The sequence below is a fragment of the Pseudomonas sp. PME37.24/025 genome (assembly GCF_055556615.1).
On the sequence record NZ_JBVHNK010000010.1, the window covers coordinates 127,658 to 152,015 of the forward strand.

A 24,358-nucleotide genomic window follows, 5' to 3' on the forward strand; every position below is an offset into this window, starting at 1 on the left:
CAGTTTGTCTGGGGAACGTTCTAAACCACCAACTCCCCCGCCACCGCCGCTCGCTTAGCCTTACCGCAGAGTTGCTCCACCAGCGTCAGGGCGAATTGCAACGCCGCCCCTGAACCCTGAGCAGTAATGCAGTTGCCATCGACCACCACCGGTTGATCGATGAAGTTGCAGCCTGACAGTTGATTGCTGACCGTGGGCAGGCAAGTCATGCGCCGCTGACGCAAAACGCCAAAGGTTTGCAGCGCGAGTGCCGGAGATTCGGCAATACCGGCGAACAGACGCCCGGCGGCGGCCTGGTCCTTGATCAATTGCTGCAGGGGTTGGTGGGCCGCCAAATGCTGCGCCCCCACAGCACCGCCAGGCAGAGCGATCAGGTCGAAGGGTTGGGCGAGCAAATCCACCAACATCGCATCAGCGGTCAAGCGGGTGCCGCGCGCGCAGGTGAGCATGCGCCGTGCCTCGATGCTGGCCACCACCACTTCAACCTTGGCGCGGCGCAGCACATCGATCAGAGTCACGGTTTGCAGATCGTCGATGCCCTCGGCGAGGGTAATCAGAGCTCTAAAGGTCATGGGCGCGGTCCACAGGATGATCCTTAAAGCGTAGTCAGCTTTCCTGACCCTTGTTCGAGCCCAGCCGCTACTTGATGTAAAGCTGCGTCGACAGCGTATTGCCGGGGGCGTTGATCGAGGTGTCGCTGAACGTGAAGATGCCGTCCTGCTTGCCTGCCAGGTTGAAGATGTACAAATAGCCGACGGTTTTTTTCCCGGCGGAGCACTCGGTCAGGTTGCCGGTATCAAAAGCACAGACAGGGGTTCGGGTGCCGTCCACTTTGAATCCGTCCAGCGCAACATGAGGTTCGCGACCGTAGCCGACCTCCAGCACGTAGACCTTGATGTTCGGGCCACTGTGGTTGCAGCGTGTCTGGTCCTGACCGTCCGCAATACTTTCAAATCCACAGGATGGCGATTCGACTTTGAGCACCTTCACCTGGCTCAACGGTGGCGCCGTGGCTGCAATGGCTGTTTGCGCTCCCATGAAACAGGTGAACAGCAATCCAAATGCCGCAATCACACGCTTATTAATGCAATACATATCTACCCCCTCCCTCCCCCAAAAAAACAGCGCGCAGTATGGCGCAGTTCCCTTTTGTGCAAAACATCGACGACGATCGCTGCCATAAGCAGCCATAGCCCCACGCTGCTGGTATGATGCGCGGCTTTTTCCGACCCACAGAAAATACCCAGGCGCCTGCAGCGGTCTGTGCTTTGCTGTTGAGGTCGATACATTCACGGCGCCGGGCGCGCCACGGGGAGCAGACATGCTGGAAAGGCTGTTTCAACTCAAGGCACACAACACCAACGTGCGGACCGAGATTCTGGCGGGCGTCACGACCTTTTTGGCCATGGCCTACATTCTGTTCGTCAACCCGAGCATCCTCGGCGAGACAGGCATGGACAAGGGCGCGGTGTTTGTCGCGACCTGTCTGGCAGCCGCCATTGGCTCGACGACCATGGGCCTGATCGCCAACTACCCGATCGCCCTCGCGCCGGGCATGGGCCTGAACGCCTTCTTCACTTACACCGTGGTCCTGCACATGGGCCACACCTGGCAAGTGGCGCTGGGCGCGGTGTTCATCTCGGCGGTGTGCTTTTTCCTGCTGTCGATCTTCCGCATCCGTGAATGGATCATCAACAGCATCCCGTTACCACTGCGTTCGGCGATTGCTGCCGGTATCGGCCTGTTCCTGGCGCTGATCGCCCTGCACAACGCCGGCATCGTCGTCAGCAACCCGGCGACCATGGTCGGCCTCGGCGACTTGAAGCAACCGGCGCCGATTCTCGCGACCCTCGGCTTTGCCCTGATCGTTGCTCTCGAAGCCCTGAAAGTACGCGGTGCAGTCCTGATCGGCATTCTGTCGGTGACCATCGTCTCCATCCTGTTGGGCTTCACCCCGTTCGGTGGCGTGATGTCGATGCCGCCGTCGCTGGCACCGACCTTCCTGCAACTGGACATCAAAGGCGCACTGGACATCGGTCTGGTCAGCGTGATCTTCGCCTTCCTGTTCGTCGATCTGTTCGACAACTCCGGCACGCTGATCGGCGTTGCCAAGCGTGCCGGCCTGATGGGCAAGGACGGCCACATGCCGAAAATGGGCCGCGCCCTGATCGCCGACAGCACCGCGGCCATGGCCGGTTCTTTGTTGGGCACGTCGACCACCACCAGCTACATCGAATCCGCAGCTGGCGTGAGTGCCGGTGGCCGCACCGGCCTGACCGCCGTCGTGGTCGCGATCCTGTTCTTGCTTGCGCTGTTCTTCTCGCCATTGGCGGCCAGCGTTCCAGCGTTCGCCACCGCGCCTGCATTGCTGTTCGTCGCCGTACTGATGACATCCGGCCTGGCGGAAATAGACTGGGACGACATCACCGTCGCCGCGCCGGTCGTGGTCACCGCCCTGGCCATGCCATTCACTTATTCCATCGCCAACGGCATCGCCTTCGGTTTCATCTCCTGGACTGCCATCAAGTTGTTGTCCGGTCGCGGCCGTGAGTTGAATTCGGCGCTGGTGATTCTGTCGATTCTGTTCGTGATCAAGTTGGGTTGGTTCAACGCATGACTTTTGATTCCCAGGCTTACGCCGTTCAGCTCGAAGAAAAGGTCACGCGCCTGCGTGACCTGCTGGCCCCGTTCGGTGCGCCCGAACCTGCGGTGTTCGATTCGCCGCTGAAAAACTTCCGTCTGCGTGCCGAATTCCGCCTGTGGCGTGAAGCCGGCGAGCGCCACTACGCAATGTTTTCCCTGGAAGACAAACGTACGCCGATCCTGATCGAAGAGTTCCCGATCGCAAGCCTGCGCATCAACCAGTTGATGCCGCAGCTCAAGGCGGCCTGGCAAGCGAGTGCAGCCCTGAGCCACAAGCTGTTTCAGGTGGAGTTCCTCACCACCCTGGCTGGCGATGCGATGATCACCCTGTGCTATCACCGCCCGCTGGACGAGCACTGGCACGCAGCGGCGTCGAAACTGGCAGCCGACCTGAACGTCAGCATCATCGGTCGCTCGAAGGGCAAACGCGAAGTGATCGGTCACGATTACGTGGTCGAGAAACTCGAAGTTGGCGGCCGCACCTTCAGCTATCGCCAGCCGGAAGGCGCGTTCACCCAACCCAACGGCACGGTGAACCAGAAAATGCTCAACTGGGCGTACGACGCCCTCGGCGATCGTTCCGACGATTTGCTGGAGCTGTATTGCGGCAACGGCAACTTCACCCTGCCGCTCGCGACCCGCGTGCGCAAAGTGCTGGCCACTGAAATCAGCAAGACCTCGGTCAACGCAGCGCTAAGCAACCTGAGTGAAAACGCAGTGGATAACGTCACGCTGGTGCGTTTGTCTGCCGAAGAACTGACCGAAGCCCTGAACGAAGTTCGCCCGTTCCGTCGCCTGCACGGCATCGACCTCAAGAGCTACGAGTTCGGTAGCGTGTTCGTCGATCCGCCCCGCGCCGGCATGGACCCGGACACTTGCGAACTGACCCGGCGCTTCGACAACATCCTCTACATTTCCTGCAACCCGGAAACCCTCGCGGCCAACATCGCCCAACTGCACGACACTCACCGCATTACCCAATGCGCGATGTTCGACCAGTTTCCGTGGACCCATCACATGGAGTCCGGGGTGTTGTTGACCCGTCGTTGATTGCAGCCTCCACCTACAAATCAGCCGTCCACTGGACGGCTTTTTTGTGGGCGGTCAACGAGTCGCATCGACCTTGCGCGGGCGACCACCCTTCTTGCCGTTGGCCCGCGCAGCCTCGGCCTTGGCGGCGCTGCTCTGACGACCATTGCGCGAAGCGATCACCGAGGCCGCCATATCCATCAGCGGTTTGCTCGCCGAAATCAGACCGGCGATAGACACCTGCAGATCCTTGTCTTCATGACAAAGCGCGGCTCCGGCGAAACCGACTTTCAGCCCGGCGAAATCCTCGGTCTCAAAACCATCGAACTCCGGATAGTTTTTTACTGGCAACAACACACCGCTGCCATCCTCGAATCCGACGGCGAGACATGGATCAAGAAAGATCACCGTCGTCGCATTCAATCCGGCACGACGGCGTGCCTCACCACGCTCGATCGCTTCGTCCAGAGCGCCTTCGGTTACGGGGTGATCGACCTGCATTTTTGCGCTTATCGTTTTCATAATTCGATCTCCACCCCCTCCGGTGCTCCCATCAGGGTCAGCAGGGTCTTGTTGCTCTCAGGCTCATAGCGAGCCGAACCAATCATGTAAGTCGTGCTGGCAATCCTCTTCATCACGACCACTTCATTGCCCTGCCAATCCCATAACTGATTGTCGAGGCAAGCCGTCTGCAATTTGCTCCACCAGATGCCACGGGCTCGCCGTAAATGGGCAGGTTGCCTGAGCGCCTGACGCAATCCCTCCAACACAGCCAGAGGAGGTCGATGCGAATGAGGGACGACATCCCACAGCTCGACGCCGTTGTGCCAGAAGCTGAACGTGAAGCGTGCGCTCCATGTGCCTGCATCGACGTGAACGTGCGGTGGACAATGCTCATCACGCAACATGACCACCAACGAAAACCCTTTGTAGCGGCATACATTCATGCTAACCCATCCGTTAGGTTGTAGAATCCGAAGATTCACCATTCCTTGAAGAATCCGATAACTGGCACTGATCGCTTGATCAACCGGCCACGTTTGAGCCTAGCGTTCCAGGTCGATAGGGGTCTGCCGATCAAGGCAAAAAAGAGTAAGCAATCCTTTCATTACCAACATTGGCCGGTGCTGAACCCGGCCCTGTATTTATGCGCTCTTATTTGATAAATACAGACTCAGACACTTCATTTGATTCCCGGTGTAATCAATCATGCAGCGACATTTCGACGATCTTCAGCTGGGCAGCATCGAACTGTTTTGCCTGGCCGCCGAAGCCGGCAGCTTTACTGCTGCGGCTCTGGTGGCGGGGGTGACCCCGGCCGCCGTCAGCCGCTCGGTGTCGCGTATGGAAGAACGTTTGGGTGTGCGGTTGTTTGCGCGTACCACCCGTAGCGTCAAGCTGACTGACAGTGGCCGGCGTTTTTTCGAAGAGTGTCGCGAGGCTCTCGCACAACTGGTCGAGGCCCAGCGCGAGGTGATGGGGCAGCAGCAAGAACCTTCCGGCACTTTGCGCATCAGCATTCCCACGACCTATGCCCATCATCGAATCCTGCCCTTGCTGCCTGCGTTTCGGGCGCGCTTCCCTGCCGTGAAGGTCGAGGCGCATATCAGCAATCGCAACATCGATTTCGTCGGCGAAGGCTATGACATGGCAATCCGTGTGCGGGCCATTCCCGACTCCGGGCTGATTGCCCGGCCGTTGGAGGATGCCGCGCTGGTGATGATTGCCAGCCCTGATTACCTGAAGCGCGCCGGCACCCCGCAGACCCTGGATGACCTGGCTCAGCACGAATGCATTCAGTACGAACTGCCCAGCAGCGGCCGGCGAATTGCCTGGCTGTTCAACGACAACGGCGTGCCACTGGAGATTCTGGCCGAGGGCAACTACTGCTGCTCCGATGATGTATTGGGTGGCGTGACTCTGGCGAAACACGGCGCCGGGTTATTTCAAACCTATCGCTTCATCGTCGAAAACGAACTGGCGGACGGTTCGCTGGTGGAAGTGCTCAAACCCTATGGCGGACGCTCCCGCCCCTTCACTCTGCTGTACCCGCAAAGCCGTCATGTGCCGTTGCGACTCAGGGCGTTTATCGATTTTCTGCTAGAACATCTGCCGCGCTGAATGTCCGATCACCGCACAAATAATCCTGGCCAGACGCCCTCTTCAATTGACCTTATTAACCAGTTGGTACAATTTCTCCCCACAGGCTGAAACCCTCGGCCAATGCCAAAAATAATATGTGGAGAGACCCGATGTCCCCTATCGTTCTGGTGCTCAACGGCCCGAACCTGAACCTGCTGGGCACCCGTGAACCGGCGACTTACGGCCACGAAACCCTGGCGGACATTTCAGCGCTGTGCGGTCGTGCTGCCGAAGAGTTCGGCCTGGCAGTGGAGTTTCGCCAGACCAACCATGAAGGCGAACTGCTCGACTGGATTCACGCCGCCCGTGGCCGCTGCGCCGGGATCGTCATCAACCCGGCCGCCTGGACTCACACCTCGGTCGCCATTCGCGATGCCTTGGTCGCCAGTGAACTGCCGGTGATTGAAGTACACCTGTCCAACGTCCATGCCCGCGAACCCTTCCGGCATCACTCCTTTGTTTCGTCCATCGCCATCGCGGTCATGTGCGGTTTCGGCAGCCACGGCTATCGTTTGGCGCTGGAGCATTTCAGCCAACGTTTGGAAGGTTTAGCGTCATGACACAGAACACCGTGGTATTGGCCGGGCTGATCGGTGCCGGCATTCAAGCTTCCCGGACCCCCGCGCTGCACGAGCATGAAGGCGATGCGCAGGGTTTGCGTTACCTGTATCGGTTGATCGATCTGGATCAATTGAAACTCGACAGCAACGCCCTGCCCGACTTGCTGATGGCCGCCGAACGGATGAATTTCACCGGGCTGAACATCACCTTCCCGTGCAAGCAGACGATCATCCCGTTACTTGACGAATTGTCGCCAGAGGCCAGTGGCATTGGCGCGGTGAATACGGTGGTGCTGAAGGACGGTAAACGCATCGGCCACAACACTGATTGCCTGGGTTTTGCCGAAGGGTTTCGCCGTGGCTTGCAGGGCGTTGCCCTTGAACGCGTCGTACAAATGGGTGCCGGTGGCGCAGGCGCGGCAGTGGCCCACGCGCTATTGAGCGAAGGCGTACAGCTGCTGAGCATTTTCGATGTGGATCAAAGTCGCGCTCAGTCGCTGGCGAACAATCTCAATCAGCATTTTGGTTTCGGTCGCGCTGTGGCTGGGCATGATTTGCCAGGTACGTTGGGCCAGGCTGACGGGCTGGTGAATACCACGCCAATGGGCATGAAAAAACTGCCGGGTATGCCGGTGCCGGTGGAGTTGCTTCGGGCGCAGTTGTGGGTTGCGGAGATCGTTTACTTCCCGCTGGAAACCGAACTGCTGCGCAACGCTCGCGCGCTGGGTTGCCGAACCCTGGATGGCGGCAACATGGCGGTATTCCAGGCGGCGAAGGCGTTTGAACTGTTCAGCGGCGTGGCGCCGGATGCTCAGCGAATGCTGGCGCATTTTCAAAGCATGAATGCTTGAAGATCAAAAGATCGCAGCCTTCGGCAGCTCCTACAGAGGCCGGTGTGTAGCCGGACATTCCGGGATACACCGAACTTGTAGGTGCGGCCGAAGGCTGCGATCTTTTAAAAATGAATCAGGCCTGCAGATACCGCAAAACCGACTCGCAAATCATCTCCCGATGACGCTGCTTGATGCTTTCGTCCGGCAAGTCGATCTGAAAGATCTCACCGAAGGTATGACGGTTCGACACGCGATAGAAGCAAAACGAGCTGATCAACAGATGCACATCCAGCGGATCGAGGTCGCTGCGGAATACACCCTCTGCCGCCCCGCGCCGCAAGATCTCGCCCAGTGAATCGAGGATAGTGTTGTTCATCGCCTTGATCGCATCGGAGCGCTTCACATACTCGGCGTTGTGAATGTTCTCGATGCTGACGATACGCACGAAATCGACATTGCGATCATGGTGATCGAAGGTGAATTCCACCAGGCGCCGAATCGCTTCCACCGGCGCCAGTTCGGCCAGGTGCAAACGGTTTTCGGTGCTGCGGATATCTCCATAGAGTTTCTCCAGCACCTCGACGTAGAGCTGTTCCTTACTGCCGAAGTAGTAATAGATCATGCGTTTGGAGGTGTGGATGCGCTCGGCGATCGCATCGACGCGCGCACCGGAAAGCCCCTGCTGAACGAACTCGACAATGGCCTCTTGAAGGATGTTCTCGCGGGTTTTTTCCGGGTTGTTCTTGCGACTCTTGCGAGGCTCGGCAATTGGCTTTTCGGGCGCTACGGAGAGTTCTGAAATTATTGTCATTGCGGGCTCACGGCCATCACTGCACACGCTGGTGATTATGGGCTGCCGCGCACAGTGAAGGAAGTCGCGAGGCAGCGGTTTTGTACCCGTGTTTACGATTTTCCTACAACTTTGCCTGACGTACGCCACCAGTTCGCGATTTAGCCATGGCCGCCAGTCGCACTGCCACGTTGGCCGCGCCATAACCCGCGTAGCCATTTTTGCGCTGGATGATTTCAAAGAAGAACCGTCCTTCGAACGGCTCTGTGTACACATGAAACAGCTCGCCGCCCTGAGCATCGCGGTCGTAGAGCACGTTGAAATAGGCCAGTTCGCTGAGGAACTCATCGTCGAAATCGAACCGCGCGGCGAGGTCATCGTAGTAGTTGAGCGGGATATCCAGCAGCGGTACGCCCGCTTCCTTGGCGCGGCTGACTTCGGCAAAGATGTCGTCGCAATCGAAAGCGATGTGATGCACGCCGGAACCGCGATAACTCGACAGCGCGTGTGAGATGGCGGTGTTGCGGTTCTCGGAAATGTTCAGCGGCAGGCGGATCGAACTGCAACGGCTGCGCAATGCACGGCTCTTCACCAAACCATACGGATCAGGCAGCACCACCTCATCGTCGGCTTCGAAATCCAGCAGGCTTTTATAGAACAGCACCCAACTGTCGAGGCTGTCGGCGGGTAACGCCATTGCCATGTGGTCGATGCGTTTGAGACCACCGCTGGCCACGGCCGTCGGTTGCAGATTGAAGTCGGTGCCGTAGACGTCGGCGTCCTGGTCCACCAGGTAAATCAGGCTGCCGTCCGGCGCGCGCACCGCTGCCAGCTCCAGCTCATTGGGGCCTACGAGTCCTCGATAGGGCTGGCCTTTGTACGCAATGGCACGGGCCAGCGCACTGCCGCTGTCCTTGACCCGCACGGCAGTGGCGCACAGTGATGGGCCGTGAGCCTCGAAAAAACTGTGGGCGAAGGAGTAAGGCTCGGAGTTGAGGATCAGGTTGATATCGCCCTGACGCAACAGACTGACGCTCTTGGAACGGTGCTGCCCGGCCTTGACGAAACCCAGTCGCTCCAGCCAATGGGACAGCTTGGCACCAAGGCTTTCGTCCACTGCGAATTCAAGAAACTCGATGCCGTTGTATTCGCTGGCGCTGGGGGTGTCGAACAGAATGTCGCAATTGGCTACGGGCGTGGTTTCCTGTTCCAGGCGCTCACGGGTTTTCTCCTCCAGGTACAGCAACGAACGCAAACCGTCGGCGGCGTTGGCCCGTGGCGGTGCAGCGCGGAAGCCGTCATTGAAGATCTCCAGCGACAGCGGCCCGGTGTAGCCACTTTTGATGATCGGCGCGAGGAATCCCGGCAGATCGAATTCGCCCTGGCCCGGGAAGCAGCGGAAGTGTCGGCTCCACTCCAGCACATCCATGGCCAGGATCGGCGCATCGGCCATTTGCACGAAGAAAATCTTGTCGCCGGGAATCTCGGCGATGGCGCTCGGGTCGCCCTTGAGCGACAGCGTATGAAAACTGTCCAGCAGTACGCCGAGGCTTGGATGATCGGCCTGGCGAACGATGTTCCACACCTGTTGGTACGTGTTCACATGCCGGCCCCAGGCCAGCGCTTCATAGCCGATCCGCAGGCCACGAATGCTGGCCCGCTCTGCGAGCTGGTGCAAATCATCAATCAGGATCTGCTCATCACCGATCGAATCGGCCGAGGCGTTACTGCACACCAGCACCAGGTCGGTGCCCAGTTCCTGCATCAAATCGAACTTGCGCTCGGCCCGCTCCAGATTGCGTGGCAAGCGATCGCGGCGGCAACCTTCGAAATCCCGAAAGGGTTGAAACAGCGTAATCGCGATCCCGAGATCGGCGCACATCTGTCTGATTTCCCGCGGGCTGCCGTCGTAGTAGAGAAGATCGTTTTCGAAAATCTCCACCCCGTCAAAACCGGCGGCGGCGATGGCTTCGAGTTTTTCCGGCAGGGTGCCGCTCAAGGAAACGGTGGCAATGGAACGCTGCATGTGTCGACTCCCGGTGGTGGGGACATTCTTGTTGGGCAAATTATTGGCTTGACGAATCCACACAGCAATTCAAAGTGTACTACCCAGTTAGTTTTGCGGGCGATTATCGAACACAATGGCGGTTGGCGAATTGACGATTTTTCGTCCACTGCGCAACATCGACACCACATTGAGTCCGGCCACGCCCCCATGGACTCGGTTACCGAAGACCCTGAACACCACATAAAAATTTCAAAAAACGGGTACACGCTCATGCGCTCATTCAACGCCTTGTTTGCTTGCTCCACCGTCCTCCCGCCGTACCTGGCATCCATCCGAACCTTGCGCCCTCTCGGCCGAACCGTGCCGCTCGCTGAATAACGCGTTGTCGTCAGTCCGACGAAAACACCTCAGCCGATCAATCACACCCGCGCCTGGCGCCGTCGATTGATCACGCGCCCTTGAAGTCCCGACAAGCCTCGCTTGTCAGTCATTGAACGGATGGCACCTACATGTTTCCTTCTCAAAGCTCTCGCGTGGCTCCGGCCATGGGCGTCGCCACCGGCGGTATCGGCGACAAAATCCGCGGCGCCATGGCGGTCGGCAAAACCCGTTGGGGGATGCTGGCGCTGGTGTTTTTCGCCACCACTCTGAACTACATCGACCGTGCCGCCCTGGGCGTCATGCAGCCGATTCTGGCCAAGGAAATGAGCTGGACGGCGATGGACTACGCCAACATCAACTTCTGGTTTCAGGTCGGCTACGCCATCGGCTTTGTGCTGCAGGGCCGATTGATCGATCGGGTCGGCGTTAAACGCGTGTTCTTCTGCGCGGTGCTGCTCTGGAGCCTGGCCACCGGCGCTCATGGCCTGGCCACTTCGGCAGTGGGCTTCATGGTCTGCCGGTTCATTCTCGGTTTGACCGAAGCGGCGAATTACCCAGCCTGTGTGAAAACCACCCGGTTGTGGTTCCCCGCTGGCGAGCGCGCCGTAGCGACTGGCATCTTCAACGCCGGGACCAACGTCGGGGCGATGTTCACGCCGATGCTGTTGCCGCTGATCCTCCACGTCTGGGGCTGGCAAGCCGCGTTCCTGTGCATGTCGGCACTGGGTGGCATCTGGTTGCTGTTCTGGGGTCTGAAGTACTTCAACCCGGAAGATCACCCGAGCGTCAAACAATCGGAACTGGACTACATCCAGAAGGAAGTCGAGCCGGAACAGTCCCGCGTACCGTTCTCGCGAATCCTGCGCATGCGTGGCACCTGGGCCTTCGCCCTCGCCTACTCGATCACCGCGCCGGTGTTCTGGTTCTACCTGTACTGGCTGCCGCCGTTCCTCAATCAGCAATACAACCTGGGAATCAACGTGACCCAGATGGGTATCCCGCTGATCATCATCTACCTCACCGCTGACTTCGGCAGTGTCGGTGGCGGGATTCTGTCCTCGTTCCTGATCGGTCGCGGGGTCAATCCGATCAAGGCACGACTGATGTCCATGTTCCTGTTCGCCTGCTGCATCATCGGCGTGGTCATGGCCGCCGGCTCAAGCAGCCTGTGGCTCGCGGTGTTTGCCATCTCCCTGGCCATCGGCGCTCACCAGGCCTGGACCGCGAACATCTGGAGCCTGGTGATGGACTACACGCCCAAGCACATGATGAGTACGGTGTTCGGCTTCGGCGGGATGTGCGCGGCAATCGGCGGGATGTTCATGACCCAGTTGGTCGGCCACATTCTGACGATCACCAACAACAACTACACCGTGCTGTTCACCATGATCCCCGCGATGTACTTCATCGCGCTGACCTGGATGTACTTCATGGCACCGCGCAAGATTCCTACCGTCACCGACTGAAATCCCTTCCTTCGGCAGGCCTGATTCCAGGCCTGCCTCCCTCCTCCTGTCGACGCCGTTGTTGCCACGCCGCTGCCAACCCGCTGCAACAAATCACCGCGATCCCGATCACCGTGGTCAGGGTCGGCGTGTGAGAAAACAGCAACCAGCCCAGCAAACCGGCAAAGACGATCTGGCAATAGCCGAACGGCGCCAACAACGCGGGCGCGGCGTGCCGGAAGGCCTGGGTCAGAAACAGATGCGCCGTCATCCCGCACGCCCCCAGCGCCACCATCAAAACCCCATGACCAAGGCTTGGAACTTGCCAGAAGAACGGCACCAGCGCGCTCATCACCAACGTATTGCAGAGCCCGGCGAAAAAATTGCTGGTGGTCGGGCTGTCGATTTCACTGAGTTTGCGGGTGAGCAATTGATAGAAACAGAAAAACAGCGCCGAGCAGAATGGCAGCAACACCGCAGGCGTGAACAGTTCGCCGCCGGGATGGACGATGATCAACACCCCGATAAATCCACACATCACCGCCAGCCATTGGCCGCGCGTCACCTGTTCACCGAGCAGCGGCACCGACAGCGCCGTCACCAATACCGGTGCGAGAAAATTGACCGCCGTGGCTTCCGCCAACGGGATGAACAGCAAACCGGTCGTGAACAGCAAACTGGTCCCCAGCAGGCACAACGCCCGCAACAGTTGCAGCAATGGCCGTTTGGTCCGTAGGACACGCAACCCGGACTGCGGCAGAAAAATCCCCGCCATCAGTAACGTGTGAACCACATAGCGGGCCCAAACCACCATGATCACCGGATAGAACCCCGAGAGGTATTTCGACAAAGCGTCGTGACTGGAAAACAAGAAGGTGGCAACGACGATCAGCAGAATCCCTTTGAAGGGCTGATTGACACCGGAAAGCGGAGTGCTGAGGGTCATGGGGTATCCCTTGGTGTCTTGAGATCAAAAGCGGCGATAACTCCAGCACCGTCGGCCACGGATTGCAGATGCAGGTAATGCTGTTGGCCCATTGTTGTCAGCACCGATCAGGGCAATACGAAGGGGCTGAAGTCAAGGCGAGGTCTCTTGTGATTATTGTTGCCGGGATGGGTTCCAATAATTTAGAACCTGGTTCCAGATTCTCACAGGAGTAACGGCAAATTGTGTTCGATCAGCGCACGGATTCGCATAGTTCACACCTATAAAATGTGGGAGCGAGCCTGCTCGCGATAACGGACTGACATTCAACATCTGTACTGGCTGAAAGTTCGCTATCGCGAGCAGGCTCGCTCCCACACTGTTTTTCTGTGCAGGCTGAATTAAACGAACAATTCCGACGCCAGACTCGCCGCCGACAATTCCTCTGCAAACTTCAGCAACAGCGGCGCCAGTTCATGCAACCGCGCCCCCGGCATCCGCGCACTCGGCCCGGCGATGCTGAGTACGCCGATCACCCGGCCATCACCCGGATGCCGCACCACCGCTGCAATTGCCGACGTCCCTACCGCCGAACTTTCCTCGACCCAGGCATAGCCCTGCTCCCTGGCCAGACGCAGGCGTTCGAGCAATTCGATGTTGGAGCGCGGTGCATTCGGCCCGAGGTCCTTGGGCCGCTCAATGCCCTGGCGTTCCACCAGCGACAACGCCTCGGCATCGCTCATGCACGCCAGCCACGCATGCCCCGACGCGGTGTAAAACAACGGTGCATCGCGGCCCATGTCCGGGTCGTAGCGCAAGCCGGATCGGGCGCCCTGGGACTTGGCGATCCAGATCTGCCGCTCCCCTTCAATCACTCCAAGGCGCACCAGCTCACCGGTTTCATGGGCGAGGCGATCAAGCACCGGTTGAACGATATCCGCGCCGCTACTCGACAGGTAGCGGAAACCCAGGGCCACCAACTTGGTCGACAAGTGGTAACGCAGGTTCTCTGGATTCTGCCGCACGTAGCCCAGCCGAATCAGCTCGGCGAGCAAGCGATGGGTCGCGCTCTTGGGGATATCCAGTTGCTCTGCCAACGTCTGCATCGGCAAGCCACGAGGGTCACTGGAGAGGCTTTCCAATACGCTGAAAACACGTTCGATCTGACTGCCGGCCATGGGAAGTTCCACATGAAATTTGCCCGATTCTAGAAGACAACTCGCTGAATGCGAAATCTGGAACCCATGCCCGATAACCGCCCCCTTTGCACGCCAAAAGCATGTGGTTTCACGACCCCTTACACATTTCATCCACGCCTCTTTGCCAGTGCGGTTATTCATAGACGCGGCGATACACGCCCAATCAATCTATGAGAGAGCGCAAACATGTTATGGAACAGAGCAAGACGCAGCGACAACGTAAATGACACTCGGGAGGGCAAGGATGCCCGCAAAACCACAGGAAAAATAATTGGCGCCACGGTGGCCGTCGTCACCCTCCTGGCAGGCGCCGGACTTTATTCAACGGAGAGTACGACGCCGGATGACGCTCCCACCCTGTCAGACATACCGCCTCATCAATCCGCTGCCAGGGTTGCTGAAGATCCCCAGCTGATGTTCATTCAGTCCGTACTGGGCGATACCGAAGACACCTGGAAACAACTTTTTGCACAAACCGGCCGCCATTACCCGGAACCCACGCTGACCCTGTTCAGTGAACGAGTGACCTCGGCGTGTGGCTTCGCAAACTCAGCCAGCGGCCCGTTCTATTGCCCGACCAATCGCCAGGTGTATCTGGACCTGGAATTCTTTCGCGTCATGGCCCGGCAGTTTTCGGTGACCGGCGATTTCGCACAGTCCTACATCATCGCTCACGAAATCGGACATCACGTGCAACTGGAACTGGGACTCTCCGATCCTTTCGAGAAAGCCTTGACCGACAATCAGCCCGTCATTGGAGATGGAGGCCTGGAGGTTAGAGTCGAGCTGCAAGCCGACTGTCTGGCCGGGGTCTGGGCGCACCATGCACAGAAACGCCATGACTGGCTGGAACCCGGCGATGTCGACACGGCCCTGCATGCCGCAGCCGTGTTCGGTGACGATTACCTGCAACGATCCCGTAACGCTGCGATACAGCCAGAAACATTCAGCCACGGCACTTCCACGCAGCGTGCGAACTGGTTCAAATCCGGTTTCGTCGCCGGTCGCATCGACGCCTGCGATACCTTTGTTGCGGTGGACCTGTAATTACCTCGCGTCGACGAAACAGCCAAGGTCACCGAACCCTCGTCGCTCAGGGCTGTCAGACGACCGGACTGGCGCCGCTCTCACTCACCAGCAACACTCATCACCATGTTCAACGAGGATTCCCCCCATGCTTTGGAAAAAAGGCCGACGCAGCGACAACGTGGTTGATGCCCGTGGCGATGATGTCGGTGGTGGGGGCGGTGGGATGCGCTTCGGTGGAGGCAAGGGCCTGAGCCTGACGGCAATCCTGTTGATCGTCGGGATCGGCTGGATCACCGGCCAGGACCCGCTGCAGATCCTCGGCCAACTGACCGGGCAGATGAGCGAGCAATCGGCTCCGGCCACCACCCAAACCCGCAAGGCGCCACCGGCCAATGATGAAGGGGCCGAATTCGTGCGCTCGATCCTTGGCGATACCGAAGACACCTGGCGCCAGATTTTCCAGCAGGCCGATCGGCAATACAAAGATCCGACCCTGGTGCTGTTCAGCAATCGCGTCAACTCGGCCTGCGGCCTGGCGACTTCGGCGACCGGCCCCTTCTATTGCCCCGCTGACCAGAAGGTCTACCTCGACATGAGTTTTTTCCAAGAGATGTCCCAACGTTTTTCCGCCGCGGGCGACTTCGCCCAAGCCTACGTGATCGCTCACGAAATCGGACACCATGTACAGACCTTGCTCGGTGTTTCAGCGAAGATTCAGACCGCTCGCCAACAGGGCCGGCAGATGGAGGGCGACAATGGTTTGCTGGTGCGCCAGGAACTGCAGGCCGATTGCCTGGCCGGTGTCTGGGCCAACAATGCGCAAAAACGTCTGAACTGGCTGGAACCCGGTGACATCGAAGAAGCCTTGAACGCCGCCAACGCCATCGGCGACGATCGCTTGCAACAACAAGGTCAGGGCCGCGTGGTGCCCGACTCCTTCACCCACGGCACTTCGGCCCAGCGGGTGCGCTGGTTCAAGGCCGGGTTCGCACAAGGCCAGGTTGGCCAGTGCGACACCTTTGCCGCGAAGAATCTGTGATGCGTAAGTGGCTGCTGGTTCTATTAATCACCTGCGCAAGCACCCAGGCTGCCGAGCAGGGCGTCAAGGCGATCAGTTCCGGGCGCTTGCTGTTGAGCGCCGGGGAAATCGCGGTGAGCATTGGCCCGACACCGGAGAAAATCGAACGCGTGCTGATCATCGTCCATGGTCGATTACGCAATGCTGAAACCTACCGCCAAAGCGCCGAACACGCAGCCGAGCAGGCCGGGCAAAGCGCAAACACGTTGGTACTCGCCCCGCAGTTTCTCAACGAAACCGACATTGCGAGCCATACGGTGCCTGACAGCGTTTTACGCTGGCAAGGCAATGACTGGATGGCCGGCGGCTTATCCACCGCCCCGTTTACGCTGAGCTCCTATGCGGCGCTCGACGAAATCATCGCGCGACTGGGCGATCGGCGACAGTTTCCGGATGTGAAGCAAATCATCATCGCCGGTCACTCCGGCGGCGCTCAGGTGGTTCAGCGTTATGCCTTGCTGGGTCACCCTCAGCCAGCCCTCGATACCGAGGGCGTGAAAGTGCGCTATGTGATCGCCAACCCTTCGTCGTATGCCTACTTCAATGAGCAACGGCCAGTGGCGTTCAGTCACGCGGGGTGTCCGAATTTCAATCGCTGGAAGTACGGGCTGGCGGATCTGCCCGCCTATGCCAATGGGCAAACACCTGCGCAACTTGAAGAAAACTACGTCAAACGTGACATCGTTTATTTACTCGGGCAGCAGGACACCGACCCGAATCATCCGGCGCTGGATAAAGGTTGTGAAGCCAAAGCCCAGGGTGCTTCTCGATTGATTCGTGGGCGCAACTATTTCAATTATCTGAAGCGACGCCATTCTCAAGGGTTGAGTCAGCAGCTGATCGAGGTGCCCGGGGTCGGGCATGATGGTGATGGGATGTTTACGTCGCCTGAGGGGCAGAAGGTGTTGTTTGGTCAGTGAGTTTTGTGGTGCCTGATCTGACGCCTTCGCGAGCAGGCTCGCTCCCACAGGGTTATGCACCATCCTTGTGGGAGCGGGCTTGCCCGCGATAGCGGTTAATCAGACGACAATCCCTCAAGCCAAAAGCATCTGCCGCAACGCCACGCAATCGGCAGCATGCCAATCAGTCAATTCCGGCCACGGATTATCCGGCAAATTCACCAGCACCGTCCGTGTCCCCGCCGCCCGGCCGCAATCCAGATCAAAGCGGTAATCACCAACCATCACCATTTCGCTCGCCGGCACTTTCCAGGCTTCGGCCAGTTTCAGCAATCCACCAGGATGTGGCTTGGGCGGTGCTTCATCGCGGCCCAATACATCCTCTGCCGCAAAGCAGTCGGCCAGGCCGATGGCCTCCAGCGTGACATGCGCCAGCTCGCGAGCATTGCGCGTGAGGATGCCCAGACGATAACCGCGCCCGGCCAACTCACGCACCAGTTCCACCGCGCCCGGCGCCGGCTTCGAACCCAACGCCAGATCCCGCTCGTGCTCCAGCAGCCACGCGTGTTTGGCCGCGGCTTCATCGACCGGCAGCGCAGCGAGGTGGGTGAGGATGTCGTCTTCGGCGGGAATCGCCAAGGCCACGCGAATCGCCGCGAAGTCATGCACGGCCACCGTCAGGGTGCCGTCCATGTCGAACACCCAGTGCCGCACCTCGGCCAGGCTCATGCCCAATCCTTGCGATGACGAATCAGGCCTTCCTGAGTGACCGAAGCCACCAGTTGCCCGGCACGGTTGAACACGCTGCCACGGGAGAATCCGCGCGAATTGCCAGCCCATGGGCTGTCCATCGCATACAGCAACCAGTCATCGGCGCGCAGGTCGGCGTGGAACCACAATGCGTGATCAAGGCTGGCGACCTGCATGTCTTTCTGCCAGACCGATTTGCCGTGGGGCAGCATCGAGGTGGTCAGCAGACCGAAGTCCGACGCGTAGGCCAGCAGGTATTTGTGCAGCGCCGGGGTATCGGCCAAGGCACCATCGGCACGGAACCAGACATATTTGACTGGGTCGGCAGGCTGCGGGTTGTAGGGGTCTTTTTCAGTCACCGGCCGGAATTCGATCGGTTTCGGGCACAGCAGTTTTTCGCGCATGTGCTCAGGGATCAGGTGCGCGCGCTGCTGGGTGAGTTCCAGCTCAGACGGCAGGTTTTCCGGGCCGACCACTTGCGGCATTTCGCTCTGGTGCTGGAAGCCTTCTTCGTCGTACTGGAACGAGGCACTGCAAGTGAAAATCGGGTTGCCCTTCTGAATAGCCGTCACACGGCGCGTGCTGAAACTGCCGCCATCGCGCACCCGATCGACCTGATACACCACCGGTAATTTGGCATCGCCCGGGCGCAGGAAATATCCGTGCATCGAATGCACATGGCGCGCCGCCTCGACGGTCTGACTGGCCGCCGACAGGGACTGGCCGAGTACCTGGCCGCCGAACAACTGACGAAACCCCAGGTCCTGGCTGCGGCCACGGAACAGGTTTTCTTCAATCGGTTCCAGGGTCAGCAGGTCTACCAGATCTTCCAACACTTGGCTCATTCAGACTCTCCTCACACAACGCAATGCCGCGCAGTCTGGGCTGCGGCGGTCGATTCAGTTTATGGCCCGGTTCAACATGAGGGCCATTGTAAACGTCCGCGCCTGCTTATCCATGCAAGGTTTGCAGCCATTGCTCACGGGTGATGCGGTACAACACGTGCCGACGCAACGGGTGATCGGCGTCGAGTCGTGGGTGGTCGAAGTCATTTGCCGGATCATGGTGCATGCCAATGGCCTGCATGACTTTCTGCGACGGCAAGTTGGTTTCGGCGGTAAAGGACACCACTTCTTTCAGCGGCAATCGATCAAACCCGCAACGCAGAGCGGTCCACGCCGCTTCACTGGCATAACCCAGCCCCCAGTGCTCGCGTGCCAAGCGCCAGCCGATTTCAGTGGCCGGTGTAAACGGGGCGTCGAAGCCGACCACACCCAGCCCGGTAAACCCGATGAACGCCCCGGTGTCCTTGCGCTCCAGTGCCCAGAGCCCGAAACCATGCTCGGCAAAATGCCCGCGAACCCGTCCGATCAACGCGGCACTTTCCAGTCGACTCAAGGGTGCCGGAAAATAACGCATCACTTGTGGATCGGCGCACATCGCCGCAAACGCCGGCAAATCCTCATCACGCCACTGCCGTAACAACAGCCGTGCGCTTTCGAGTTCCAGTATTGGCTCCATCGTGCCCCCGCCCCTCCGTTTTCATGCCGCCAAGTCTACATCGCTGGTAGGATCCTTCACTCATTCCTACAGGCCTTTCTGTATAAATCAGCCATGCCCCTGCCATTGATCTACCACGAAGACTACAGCCCCGAGTTCCCGGCGGATCACCGCTTCCCCATGGACAAGTTTCGCCTGTTGCGCGATCACTTGGTGGACAGTGGCCTGGCCCGCGACACCGACTTGCTGCGCCCGGACCTCTGCCCACCAGAGATTCTCGCCCTCGCCCATGACCCTGCGTATATCGAACGCTATATGGGCGGCGAGTTGTCCCGCGAAGATCAGCGACGCCTCGGCCTGCCCTGGAGCGAAGCGCTGGCCCGGCGCACGGTGCGAGCGGTCGGTGGCTCGCTGCTGGCGGCGGAACAGGCACTGGAGCATGGTTTGGCCTGTCACTTGGCCGGCGGTACTCATCACGCGCATTACGATCATCCCGCCGGATTCTGCATCTTCAATGACCTGGCGGTGATCAGCCATTACCTGCTGGAAAGTGGCCGGGTGAATCGGGTGCTGATCTTCGACTGCGATGTACATCAGGGTGACGGGACTGCACGGATTCTGCACAACACTCCGGAAGCAGTGACCGTTTCCCTGCACTGCGAAAAGAATTTTCCTGCACGCAAAGCCGAAAGTGATTGGGACATTCCGTTGCCGATGGGCATGGGCGATGCCGATTACCTGAAAGTGGTGGACGACGCGCTCAACTATTTGCTGCCGCTCTACCAACCGGATCTGGTGCTGTACGACGCCGGTGTCGATGTGCATAAGGATGACGCCCTGGGTTATCTGAAGCTGACAGACGAAGGCGTCGCCGCTCGTGATGAAAGCGTGATGCGCCATTGCCTGGGCCGCGATATTCCGGTGGTCGGGGTGATTGGCGGCGGCTACAGCAAGGACCGCAAGGCTTTGGCGCGCCGTCATGGCATCCTCCATCACAGCGCCCAACGGGTCTGGCAGTCATCAGGTTGTCATTGATCTATGGGTCTTTACCCACAATGCCTGTGGAACCGCCTGTGGATAACCTGAGTGAAAGGGGCTGCAGGCCATGCGGGATATAGGCTACAGAGCGGTGGTTGTTTTTTAACCACCTTTGAAAACACCAATGCCCCCTGTGGGAGCGGGCTTGCCCGCGATGAGGTCGGCACATTCAATATCTTTGTTGCCTGATAGTCCGCTATCGCGGGCAAGTCGGATCGCCGCACCGCCGCTCCCACAGTTATCGTGCACTGCTAGAATGCGCGGCTTATTCCGCCACGCCGCAGCTCTCGCCATGACCCAGCCCTCCACTTCCCTCCCCCCTCACGTCGCCATCATCGGCGGCGGCCCCGCCGGTTTGATGGCGGCTGAAGTGCTGAGCCAGGCCGGGATCAAGGTCGACCTGTACGACGGCATGCCTTCAGTGGGGCGAAAATTCCTCCTCGCCGGGGTCGGCGGCATGAACATCACCCATTCCGAGGCCTATCCGGCGTTTCTCTCACGCTATGCCGAACGGGCGCCGCAGATTGCACCGTTGTTACGGTCCTTCGGTGCCGACGCTTTATGCCAATGGATTCATGACCTCGGTATCGAAACCTTTGTCGGCAGTTCCGGCCGGGTGTTTCCTACCGACATGAAAGCCGCGCCCCTGCTGCGTGCCTGGCTCAAGCGCCTGCGCGATGCCGGCGTCGTTATCCACACCCGCCATCGCTGGCTCGGTTGGGATGGCAACGGTGACTTGCGCATCGACAGTCCAGAGGGTGAAAAAACCATTCAACCCGACGCCATCCTGTTGGCCCTCGGCGGCGGCAGTTGGTCGCGCCTCGGTTCGGACGGTGCCTGGATGCTGCCGCTGGAACAACGCGGTGTAGGACTGGCGCCGCTGCAACCGAGCAATTGCGGTTTCGAGGTGCAGGCCTGGAGCGAATTGATGGTCAGCAAATTCGCAGGCGCCCCGCTGAAAAACATCGCCATTGGCCTCAATGACGATGTGCCGCGACTCGGGGAGTGTGTGATCACTGCCACGGGGATTGAAGGCAGTTTGATCTACGCCCTGTCGGCACCGATCCGCGAAACGATCAATCAACACGGCTCGGCAACTGTTCACCTCGATCTGTTGCCGGGCAAGCCTGTGGATAAAATCCAGTCTGCGCTGAGCAAACCGCGCGGCTCACGCTCCATGGCCAAGCACCTGCATAGTCAGCTTGGGCTTGATGGCGTGAAAGCGGCGTTGTTACGGGAACTGACACCCGCCGGCTACTTTACCGATCCGGCATTGCTGGCCAAGGCGATCAAGGCATTGCCGCTGACGCTGGTGAAAACCCGGCCATTGGACGAGGCCATCAGCAGCGCGGGGGGCGTGATGTTCGAGTCAATGGATGAACGTTTGATGCTCAAGCAACTGCCCGGCGTGTTCTGCGCGGGTGAAATGCTCGATTGGGAAGCGCCGACCGGCGGCTATCTGCTGACCGCGTGTTTCGCCAGTGGGCGAGCGGCTGGGCTGGGGATGGTGGAGTGGTTGCGGCGCAAGGATTGAAGACCGAGGCGCGTCCATCGCGAGCAGGCTCGCTCCCACATTTGATCTCCGTTTTACACAAATTCTGTGTTCACTGAAGATCCCTGTGGGAGCGGCGGTGCGACGATTCGACTTGCCCGCGATGGCGGCCTAAGAGGCGCCGCAGCTAATCAAGGCTTACGCTTACGCGGCCCGGTATTAAACACCGGCACTTTACGCACAGGCTTGATCGAAGGCTCCGGCGCCGAAGCATCACCGCTCTCGACCCACTTGCCCAGGTTGCGCTTGCCGCCACTCGAAGTTTTTGGCTTCTTCGGTTTTTTCGGCTTCTTGACAACCTGACCGCTGGCGTCGGTATCCGGCACGCGGTGTTCAGGCTCGAAGTCCTGCTCCATCTGGCGAGTCAACGTCTGACGAGTCAACATCTCAATAGCTGACAGCTGATTCACCTCATCGGCGCACACCAGCGAAATAGCCTGCCCGGTTGCGCCCGCACGGCCGGTACGACCGATACGGTGGATGTAGTCCTCCGCCACGATCGGCAGGTCGAAGTTGACCACCAATGGCAAATCTTCGATATCCAGACCACGCGCTGCCACGTCGGTGGCTACAAGGATTTGCACTTCGCTGGCCTTGAAACGATCCAGTGCCCGCTGACGGGTCGCCTGAGGTTTGTCGCCGTGGATGCCGTCGGCATTGATGCCCAGGCCCTGGAGTTTTTCCACCAGCGCGTCTACGCCGTTACGGGTCTTGGCGAACACCAGCACCTGCTTCCACTTGCCTTTGCGCATCAAATGAACGAACAGCTCCGACTTGCGCTTCTTGTCCACCGTCACCACCCATTGCTTGACGGTGTTGGCAGCGACGTTGCGCGGGCTGACTTCAATGCTCAGCGGGTCGTTGAGCATTTGCCCGGCCAGGGTGCGGATAGCGTCGGAGAAGGTCGCGGAGAACAACAGCGTCTGACGTTTCTTCGGCAAGGCTTTATAGATGTTGCCCAGCTCTTCAGAAAAGCCCAGATCGAGCATGCGATCGGCTTCGTCCAGCACCAGCGTTTGCAACTGGTTGAACTTGAGCGCGTTCTGACGGAACAGGTCGAGCAAGCGGCCCGGAGTCGCCACCAACAGGTCGACGCCTTTGCGCAGCTTCATCATTTGCGGGTTGATGCTGACACCGCCATACACCGCATAAGTGCTCAACGGCAGGTTCTCGGCGTACTGACGCACGCTTTCGTGAACCTGTTCAGCCAGTTCGCGAGTCGGCACCAGGATCAGTGCGCGCACGGAGTTGGCGCTGACTTTCGGCCCTTCCATGGCCAGCAATTGCAGCAGCGGCAAGGCGAAACCGGCGGTCTTGCCGGTGCCGGTCTGGGCTGCTGCCATCAGGTCACGACCGGCCAGCACCGCCGGAATCGCTTGTGTCTGCACCGGCGTAGGGGTCTGGTAGCCGAGCGTCTCGAGAGCGCGCAGCAAGGGTTCGATCAGGCCAAGGGTGGCGAAAGTCATGGGAGTACCGTAGGAAAATTCAGCGCGGTTGTGCAAAACGAGTGTGCAATGGCGCGCAGTTTACCCTAATTCGCTCGGGATTCTGTTGGCACAACTACCGCAGGCCGATCCGCACCTCGGCGCCACTGCGGTAACCCGATCAACACCACGGCACTGATGATCACTGTCATGGCCAGCGCTTCTTCAATACCAATGGTCTCGCCAACAAATACGATACCCAGCAACACCGCCACCGCCGGGTTGACGTAGGCATAACTGGTGGCCGCCGCCGGACGCACATGTTTCAACAGGTACATGTAGGCGTTGAAGGCGATGATCGAGCCGAAGACGGTCAGGTACGCCAGCGCCGCCCAGCCTTCGATCGGAGGCATGCTTTCCAGATGCTCGCCGCTCACCGCGCTGCCGATCAACAACACCACGCCGCCCACCAGCATTTCCACGGCACTGGCCATCGCGCCCTGCGGTAACGGCAAGTGTTTGCTCCACACCGAACCGAAAGCCCAGGACGCTGCCGCGAACACCAGCAATGCCGCACCCAACGGGCTCGACTGCAGATTGGAACCGAGGTTGAGCATGGCGATACCGATCAGCCCGAGCACAATCCCGGCCCATTCGAGACGGGTATTACGCGCACCCCAGAAATATCCGCAGAGCAAAGTAAACAGTGGCACCGTCGCGACTGCCAACGCGGCAACGCCGGAGGCGACACCGGTGTGTTCAGCCACGCTCACTGCACCGTTACCGCACGTCAGCAGCAAAATCCCGATGATCCCCGCCGCTTTCCATTGCGCCCACGTCGGTGCCGGTGCCCCGCGCCAGCGCAGGAACGCGTACATCAACGTCCCGGCGATTACGAAACGAATACCGGCGAGCAATAACGGCGGCCAGTACTGCACGCCGATTCGAATCACCAGGTAGGTCGATCCCCAAATCACGTACAGCGCGAAAAAAGCAGCGATCAGCGGTAAGGAAAAACGGCGTATGCCAGGCATGGGCAGCTCGTGAACAAGACAAAGAGAGCAGCTATTCTAGAAAGGCCAGCGGCGGAAAATAAGTTACAAAACCTGTTTATAGCGCCGGTACACTTTTCA

At 59.3% G+C, this 24,358-nt stretch carries 24 protein-coding genes; 11 read left to right on the top strand and 13 right to left on the bottom strand.

The genetic code is table 11. The annotated features are described in order from the left end of the window. Nucleotides 1–20: 20 nt before the first annotated feature. The gene (locus ACZ3HH_RS19035) at nucleotides 21–572 is read right to left on the bottom strand and encodes a DJ-1 family glyoxalase III (protein WP_465806722.1); all 552 of its coding nucleotides are present in this window, start codon (nucleotides 570–572) and stop codon (nucleotides 21–23) included. A 67-nt stretch (nucleotides 573–639) separates the two neighbouring features. After that, nucleotides 640–1,095, bottom strand: a complete 456-nt coding sequence (locus tag ACZ3HH_RS19040; RefSeq protein WP_465806724.1) for a DUF4879 domain-containing protein — start codon at nucleotides 1,093–1,095, stop codon at nucleotides 640–642. A gap of 226 nt (nucleotides 1,096–1,321) precedes the next feature. Here ACZ3HH_RS19040 and ACZ3HH_RS19045 point away from each other — a divergent pair, with 226 nt between their 5' ends. After that, nucleotides 1,322–2,617 carry an NCS2 family permease gene (locus ACZ3HH_RS19045; protein ID WP_460144496.1) on the top strand — a complete coding sequence of 432 codons (1,296 nt, stop codon included), beginning with the start codon at nucleotides 1,322–1,324 and terminating at the stop codon, nucleotides 2,615–2,617. After that, entirely contained in the window at nucleotides 2,614–3,693 is a 1,080-nt protein-coding gene (gene trmA / locus ACZ3HH_RS19050; RefSeq protein ID WP_465806726.1) for a tRNA (uridine(54)-C5)-methyltransferase TrmA, read from the top strand. Before ACZ3HH_RS19045 ends, trmA begins: the two co-directional genes overlap by 4 nt. A 54-nt stretch (nucleotides 3,694–3,747) precedes the next feature. Here trmA and ACZ3HH_RS19055 read toward each other — a convergent pair whose 3' ends face one another. Beyond that, nucleotides 3,748–4,194, bottom strand: coding sequence for a DUF2442 domain-containing protein (locus ACZ3HH_RS19055; protein ID WP_465806727.1), 447 nt, complete (start codon nucleotides 4,192–4,194; stop codon nucleotides 3,748–3,750). Then, a complete protein-coding gene (locus tag ACZ3HH_RS19060) occupies nucleotides 4,191–4,619 on the bottom strand; it encodes a DUF4160 domain-containing protein (RefSeq protein ID WP_465806729.1) in 429 nt (142 codons plus the stop codon). The genes ACZ3HH_RS19055 and ACZ3HH_RS19060 overlap by 4 nt, the downstream gene beginning before the upstream one ends. Before the next feature lie 262 nt (nucleotides 4,620–4,881). Here ACZ3HH_RS19060 and ACZ3HH_RS19065 point away from each other — a divergent pair, with 262 nt between their 5' ends. The 3 genes from ACZ3HH_RS19065 to ACZ3HH_RS19075 all read left to right on the top strand — a co-directional run bounded on the left by ACZ3HH_RS19065 (nucleotide 4,882) and on the right by ACZ3HH_RS19075 (nucleotide 7,225). Beyond that, complete coding sequence (locus ACZ3HH_RS19065) at nucleotides 4,882–5,793, top strand: LysR family transcriptional regulator (protein ID WP_465806731.1); 912 nt, start codon at nucleotides 4,882–4,884, stop codon at nucleotides 5,791–5,793. A 131-nt stretch (nucleotides 5,794–5,924) separates the two neighbouring features. Then, nucleotides 5,925–6,374 (top strand): type II 3-dehydroquinate dehydratase, encoded by a 450-nt coding sequence (gene aroQ, locus ACZ3HH_RS19070; RefSeq protein ID WP_465806733.1) that lies wholly within the window; start codon nucleotides 5,925–5,927, stop codon nucleotides 6,372–6,374. Further along, nucleotides 6,371–7,225: a shikimate dehydrogenase gene (locus ACZ3HH_RS19075; protein ID WP_465806735.1), complete on the top strand. Its 855-nt coding sequence runs from the start codon at nucleotides 6,371–6,373 to the stop codon at nucleotides 7,223–7,225. The genes aroQ and ACZ3HH_RS19075 overlap by 4 nt, the downstream gene beginning before the upstream one ends. Before the next feature lie 115 nt (nucleotides 7,226–7,340). Here the strand turns inward: ACZ3HH_RS19075 and ACZ3HH_RS19080 are convergent, their stop codons facing one another. Further along, nucleotides 7,341–8,018: a TetR/AcrR family transcriptional regulator gene (locus tag ACZ3HH_RS19080; RefSeq protein ID WP_367373043.1), complete on the bottom strand. Its 678-nt coding sequence runs from the start codon at nucleotides 8,016–8,018 to the stop codon at nucleotides 7,341–7,343. A gap of 103 nt (nucleotides 8,019–8,121) precedes the next feature. Further along, nucleotides 8,122–10,023 (bottom strand): 3-dehydroshikimate dehydratase QuiC, encoded by a 1,902-nt coding sequence (gene quiC, locus ACZ3HH_RS19085; RefSeq protein WP_465806738.1) that lies wholly within the window; start codon nucleotides 10,021–10,023, stop codon nucleotides 8,122–8,124. A 491-nt stretch (nucleotides 10,024–10,514) separates the two neighbouring features. On the opposite strand from quiC, the gene ACZ3HH_RS19090 reads away from it, so the two are divergent. Next, entirely contained in the window at nucleotides 10,515–11,852 is a 1,338-nt protein-coding gene (locus ACZ3HH_RS19090) for an MFS transporter (protein ID WP_460144483.1), read from the top strand. Here ACZ3HH_RS19090 and ACZ3HH_RS19095 read toward each other — a convergent pair. Next, a complete protein-coding gene (locus ACZ3HH_RS19095; protein WP_465806740.1) occupies nucleotides 11,842–12,777 on the bottom strand; it encodes a DMT family transporter in 936 nt (311 codons plus the stop codon). The genes ACZ3HH_RS19090 and ACZ3HH_RS19095 overlap by 11 nt on opposite strands. Before the next feature lie 380 nt (nucleotides 12,778–13,157). Further along, the gene (locus ACZ3HH_RS19100; protein WP_465806742.1) at nucleotides 13,158–13,934 is read right to left on the bottom strand and encodes an IclR family transcriptional regulator; all 777 of its coding nucleotides are present in this window, start codon (nucleotides 13,932–13,934) and stop codon (nucleotides 13,158–13,160) included. Nucleotides 13,935–14,141: 207 nt separating this feature from the next. On the opposite strand from ACZ3HH_RS19100, the gene ypfJ (ACZ3HH_RS19105) reads away from it, so the two are divergent. The 3 genes from ypfJ (ACZ3HH_RS19105) to ACZ3HH_RS19115 all read left to right on the top strand — a co-directional run bounded on the left by ypfJ (ACZ3HH_RS19105) (nucleotide 14,142) and on the right by ACZ3HH_RS19115 (nucleotide 16,982). Beyond that, nucleotides 14,142–15,002: a KPN_02809 family neutral zinc metallopeptidase gene (gene ypfJ / locus ACZ3HH_RS19105; RefSeq protein WP_465806744.1), complete on the top strand. Its 861-nt coding sequence runs from the start codon at nucleotides 14,142–14,144 to the stop codon at nucleotides 15,000–15,002. 127 nt (nucleotides 15,003–15,129) lie between these two features. Beyond that, nucleotides 15,130–16,023 (top strand): KPN_02809 family neutral zinc metallopeptidase, encoded by an 894-nt coding sequence (gene ypfJ, locus ACZ3HH_RS19110; protein ID WP_465806746.1) that lies wholly within the window; start codon nucleotides 15,130–15,132, stop codon nucleotides 16,021–16,023. Further along, nucleotides 16,023–16,982, top strand: a complete 960-nt coding sequence (locus tag ACZ3HH_RS19115) for an alpha/beta fold hydrolase (RefSeq protein WP_465806748.1) — start codon at nucleotides 16,023–16,025, stop codon at nucleotides 16,980–16,982. Before ypfJ (ACZ3HH_RS19110) ends, ACZ3HH_RS19115 begins: the two co-directional genes overlap by 1 nt. Nucleotides 16,983–17,096: 114 nt before the next feature. Here ACZ3HH_RS19115 and ACZ3HH_RS19120 read toward each other — a convergent pair whose 3' ends face one another. The 3 genes from ACZ3HH_RS19120 to ACZ3HH_RS19130 form a co-directional block, all read right to left on the bottom strand. Beyond that, entirely contained in the window at nucleotides 17,097–17,690 is a 594-nt protein-coding gene (locus ACZ3HH_RS19120; RefSeq protein ID WP_465806750.1) for an HAD family hydrolase, read from the bottom strand. Further along, nucleotides 17,687–18,556 (bottom strand): acyl-CoA thioesterase II, encoded by an 870-nt coding sequence (tesB, locus tag ACZ3HH_RS19125; RefSeq protein WP_465806752.1) that lies wholly within the window; start codon nucleotides 18,554–18,556, stop codon nucleotides 17,687–17,689. Before tesB ends, ACZ3HH_RS19120 begins: the two co-directional genes overlap by 4 nt. A 106-nt stretch (nucleotides 18,557–18,662) precedes the next feature. Then, a complete protein-coding gene (locus tag ACZ3HH_RS19130) occupies nucleotides 18,663–19,232 on the bottom strand; it encodes a GNAT family N-acetyltransferase (protein WP_465806754.1) in 570 nt (189 codons plus the stop codon). A 93-nt stretch (nucleotides 19,233–19,325) separates the two neighbouring features. Between ACZ3HH_RS19130 and ACZ3HH_RS19135 the strand changes: the two genes are divergently transcribed. Further along, nucleotides 19,326–20,246: a histone deacetylase family protein gene (locus ACZ3HH_RS19135; RefSeq protein WP_305447001.1), complete on the top strand. Its 921-nt coding sequence runs from the start codon at nucleotides 19,326–19,328 to the stop codon at nucleotides 20,244–20,246. A 295-nt stretch (nucleotides 20,247–20,541) separates the two neighbouring features. Then, complete coding sequence (locus ACZ3HH_RS19140) at nucleotides 20,542–21,783, top strand: TIGR03862 family flavoprotein (RefSeq protein WP_465806757.1); 1,242 nt, start codon at nucleotides 20,542–20,544, stop codon at nucleotides 21,781–21,783. 149 nt (nucleotides 21,784–21,932) lie between these two features. Here ACZ3HH_RS19140 and ACZ3HH_RS19145 read toward each other — a convergent pair whose 3' ends face one another. Together ACZ3HH_RS19145 and yedA are read right to left on the bottom strand one after the other, a co-directional pair. After that, nucleotides 21,933–23,267, bottom strand: a complete 1,335-nt coding sequence (locus ACZ3HH_RS19145) for a DEAD/DEAH box helicase (protein WP_038981420.1) — start codon at nucleotides 23,265–23,267, stop codon at nucleotides 21,933–21,935. A gap of 65 nt (nucleotides 23,268–23,332) precedes the next feature. Next, complete coding sequence (gene yedA, locus ACZ3HH_RS19150; protein WP_448094039.1) at nucleotides 23,333–24,259, bottom strand: drug/metabolite exporter YedA; 927 nt, start codon at nucleotides 24,257–24,259, stop codon at nucleotides 23,333–23,335. Nucleotides 24,260–24,358 lie beyond the last annotated feature (99 nt).

Bases quoted from the DNA above. Each gene is read 5' to 3' on its own strand.
- ACZ3HH_RS19035 (WP_465806722.1), bottom strand. From the start codon at position 572: ATGACCTTTAGAGCTCTGATTACCCTCGCCGAGGGCATCGACGATCTG.
- ACZ3HH_RS19040 (WP_465806724.1), bottom strand. From the start codon at position 1,095: ATGTATTGCATTAATAAGCGTGTGATTGCGGCATTTGGATTGCTGTTC.
- ACZ3HH_RS19045 (WP_460144496.1), top strand. From the start codon at position 1,322: ATGCTGGAAAGGCTGTTTCAACTCAAGGCACACAACACCAACGTGCGG.
- trmA (WP_465806726.1), top strand. From the start codon at position 2,614: ATGACTTTTGATTCCCAGGCTTACGCCGTTCAGCTCGAAGAAAAGGTC.
- ACZ3HH_RS19055 (WP_465806727.1), bottom strand. From the start codon at position 4,194: ATGAAAACGATAAGCGCAAAAATGCAGGTCGATCACCCCGTAACCGAA.
- ACZ3HH_RS19060 (WP_465806729.1), bottom strand. From the start codon at position 4,619: ATGAATGTATGCCGCTACAAAGGGTTTTCGTTGGTGGTCATGTTGCGT.
- ACZ3HH_RS19065 (WP_465806731.1), top strand. From the start codon at position 4,882: ATGCAGCGACATTTCGACGATCTTCAGCTGGGCAGCATCGAACTGTTT.
- aroQ (WP_465806733.1), top strand. From the start codon at position 5,925: ATGTCCCCTATCGTTCTGGTGCTCAACGGCCCGAACCTGAACCTGCTG.
- ACZ3HH_RS19075 (WP_465806735.1), top strand. From the start codon at position 6,371: ATGACACAGAACACCGTGGTATTGGCCGGGCTGATCGGTGCCGGCATT.
- ACZ3HH_RS19080 (WP_367373043.1), bottom strand. From the start codon at position 8,018: ATGACAATAATTTCAGAACTCTCCGTAGCGCCCGAAAAGCCAATTGCC.
- quiC (WP_465806738.1), bottom strand. From the start codon at position 10,023: ATGCAGCGTTCCATTGCCACCGTTTCCTTGAGCGGCACCCTGCCGGAA.
- ACZ3HH_RS19090 (WP_460144483.1), top strand. From the start codon at position 10,515: ATGTTTCCTTCTCAAAGCTCTCGCGTGGCTCCGGCCATGGGCGTCGCC.
- ACZ3HH_RS19095 (WP_465806740.1), bottom strand. From the start codon at position 12,777: ATGACCCTCAGCACTCCGCTTTCCGGTGTCAATCAGCCCTTCAAAGGG.
- ACZ3HH_RS19100 (WP_465806742.1), bottom strand. From the start codon at position 13,934: ATGGCCGGCAGTCAGATCGAACGTGTTTTCAGCGTATTGGAAAGCCTC.
- ypfJ (WP_465806744.1), top strand. From the start codon at position 14,142: ATGTTATGGAACAGAGCAAGACGCAGCGACAACGTAAATGACACTCGG.
- ypfJ (WP_465806746.1), top strand. From the start codon at position 15,130: ATGCTTTGGAAAAAAGGCCGACGCAGCGACAACGTGGTTGATGCCCGT.
- ACZ3HH_RS19115 (WP_465806748.1), top strand. From the start codon at position 16,023: ATGCGTAAGTGGCTGCTGGTTCTATTAATCACCTGCGCAAGCACCCAG.
- ACZ3HH_RS19120 (WP_465806750.1), bottom strand. From the start codon at position 17,690: ATGAGCCTGGCCGAGGTGCGGCACTGGGTGTTCGACATGGACGGCACC.
- tesB (WP_465806752.1), bottom strand. From the start codon at position 18,556: ATGAGCCAAGTGTTGGAAGATCTGGTAGACCTGCTGACCCTGGAACCG.
- ACZ3HH_RS19130 (WP_465806754.1), bottom strand. From the start codon at position 19,232: ATGGAGCCAATACTGGAACTCGAAAGCGCACGGCTGTTGTTACGGCAG.
- ACZ3HH_RS19135 (WP_305447001.1), top strand. From the start codon at position 19,326: ATGCCCCTGCCATTGATCTACCACGAAGACTACAGCCCCGAGTTCCCG.
- ACZ3HH_RS19140 (WP_465806757.1), top strand. From the start codon at position 20,542: ATGACCCAGCCCTCCACTTCCCTCCCCCCTCACGTCGCCATCATCGGC.
- ACZ3HH_RS19145 (WP_038981420.1), bottom strand. From the start codon at position 23,267: ATGACTTTCGCCACCCTTGGCCTGATCGAACCCTTGCTGCGCGCTCTC.
- yedA (WP_448094039.1), bottom strand. From the start codon at position 24,259: ATGCCTGGCATACGCCGTTTTTCCTTACCGCTGATCGCTGCTTTTTTC.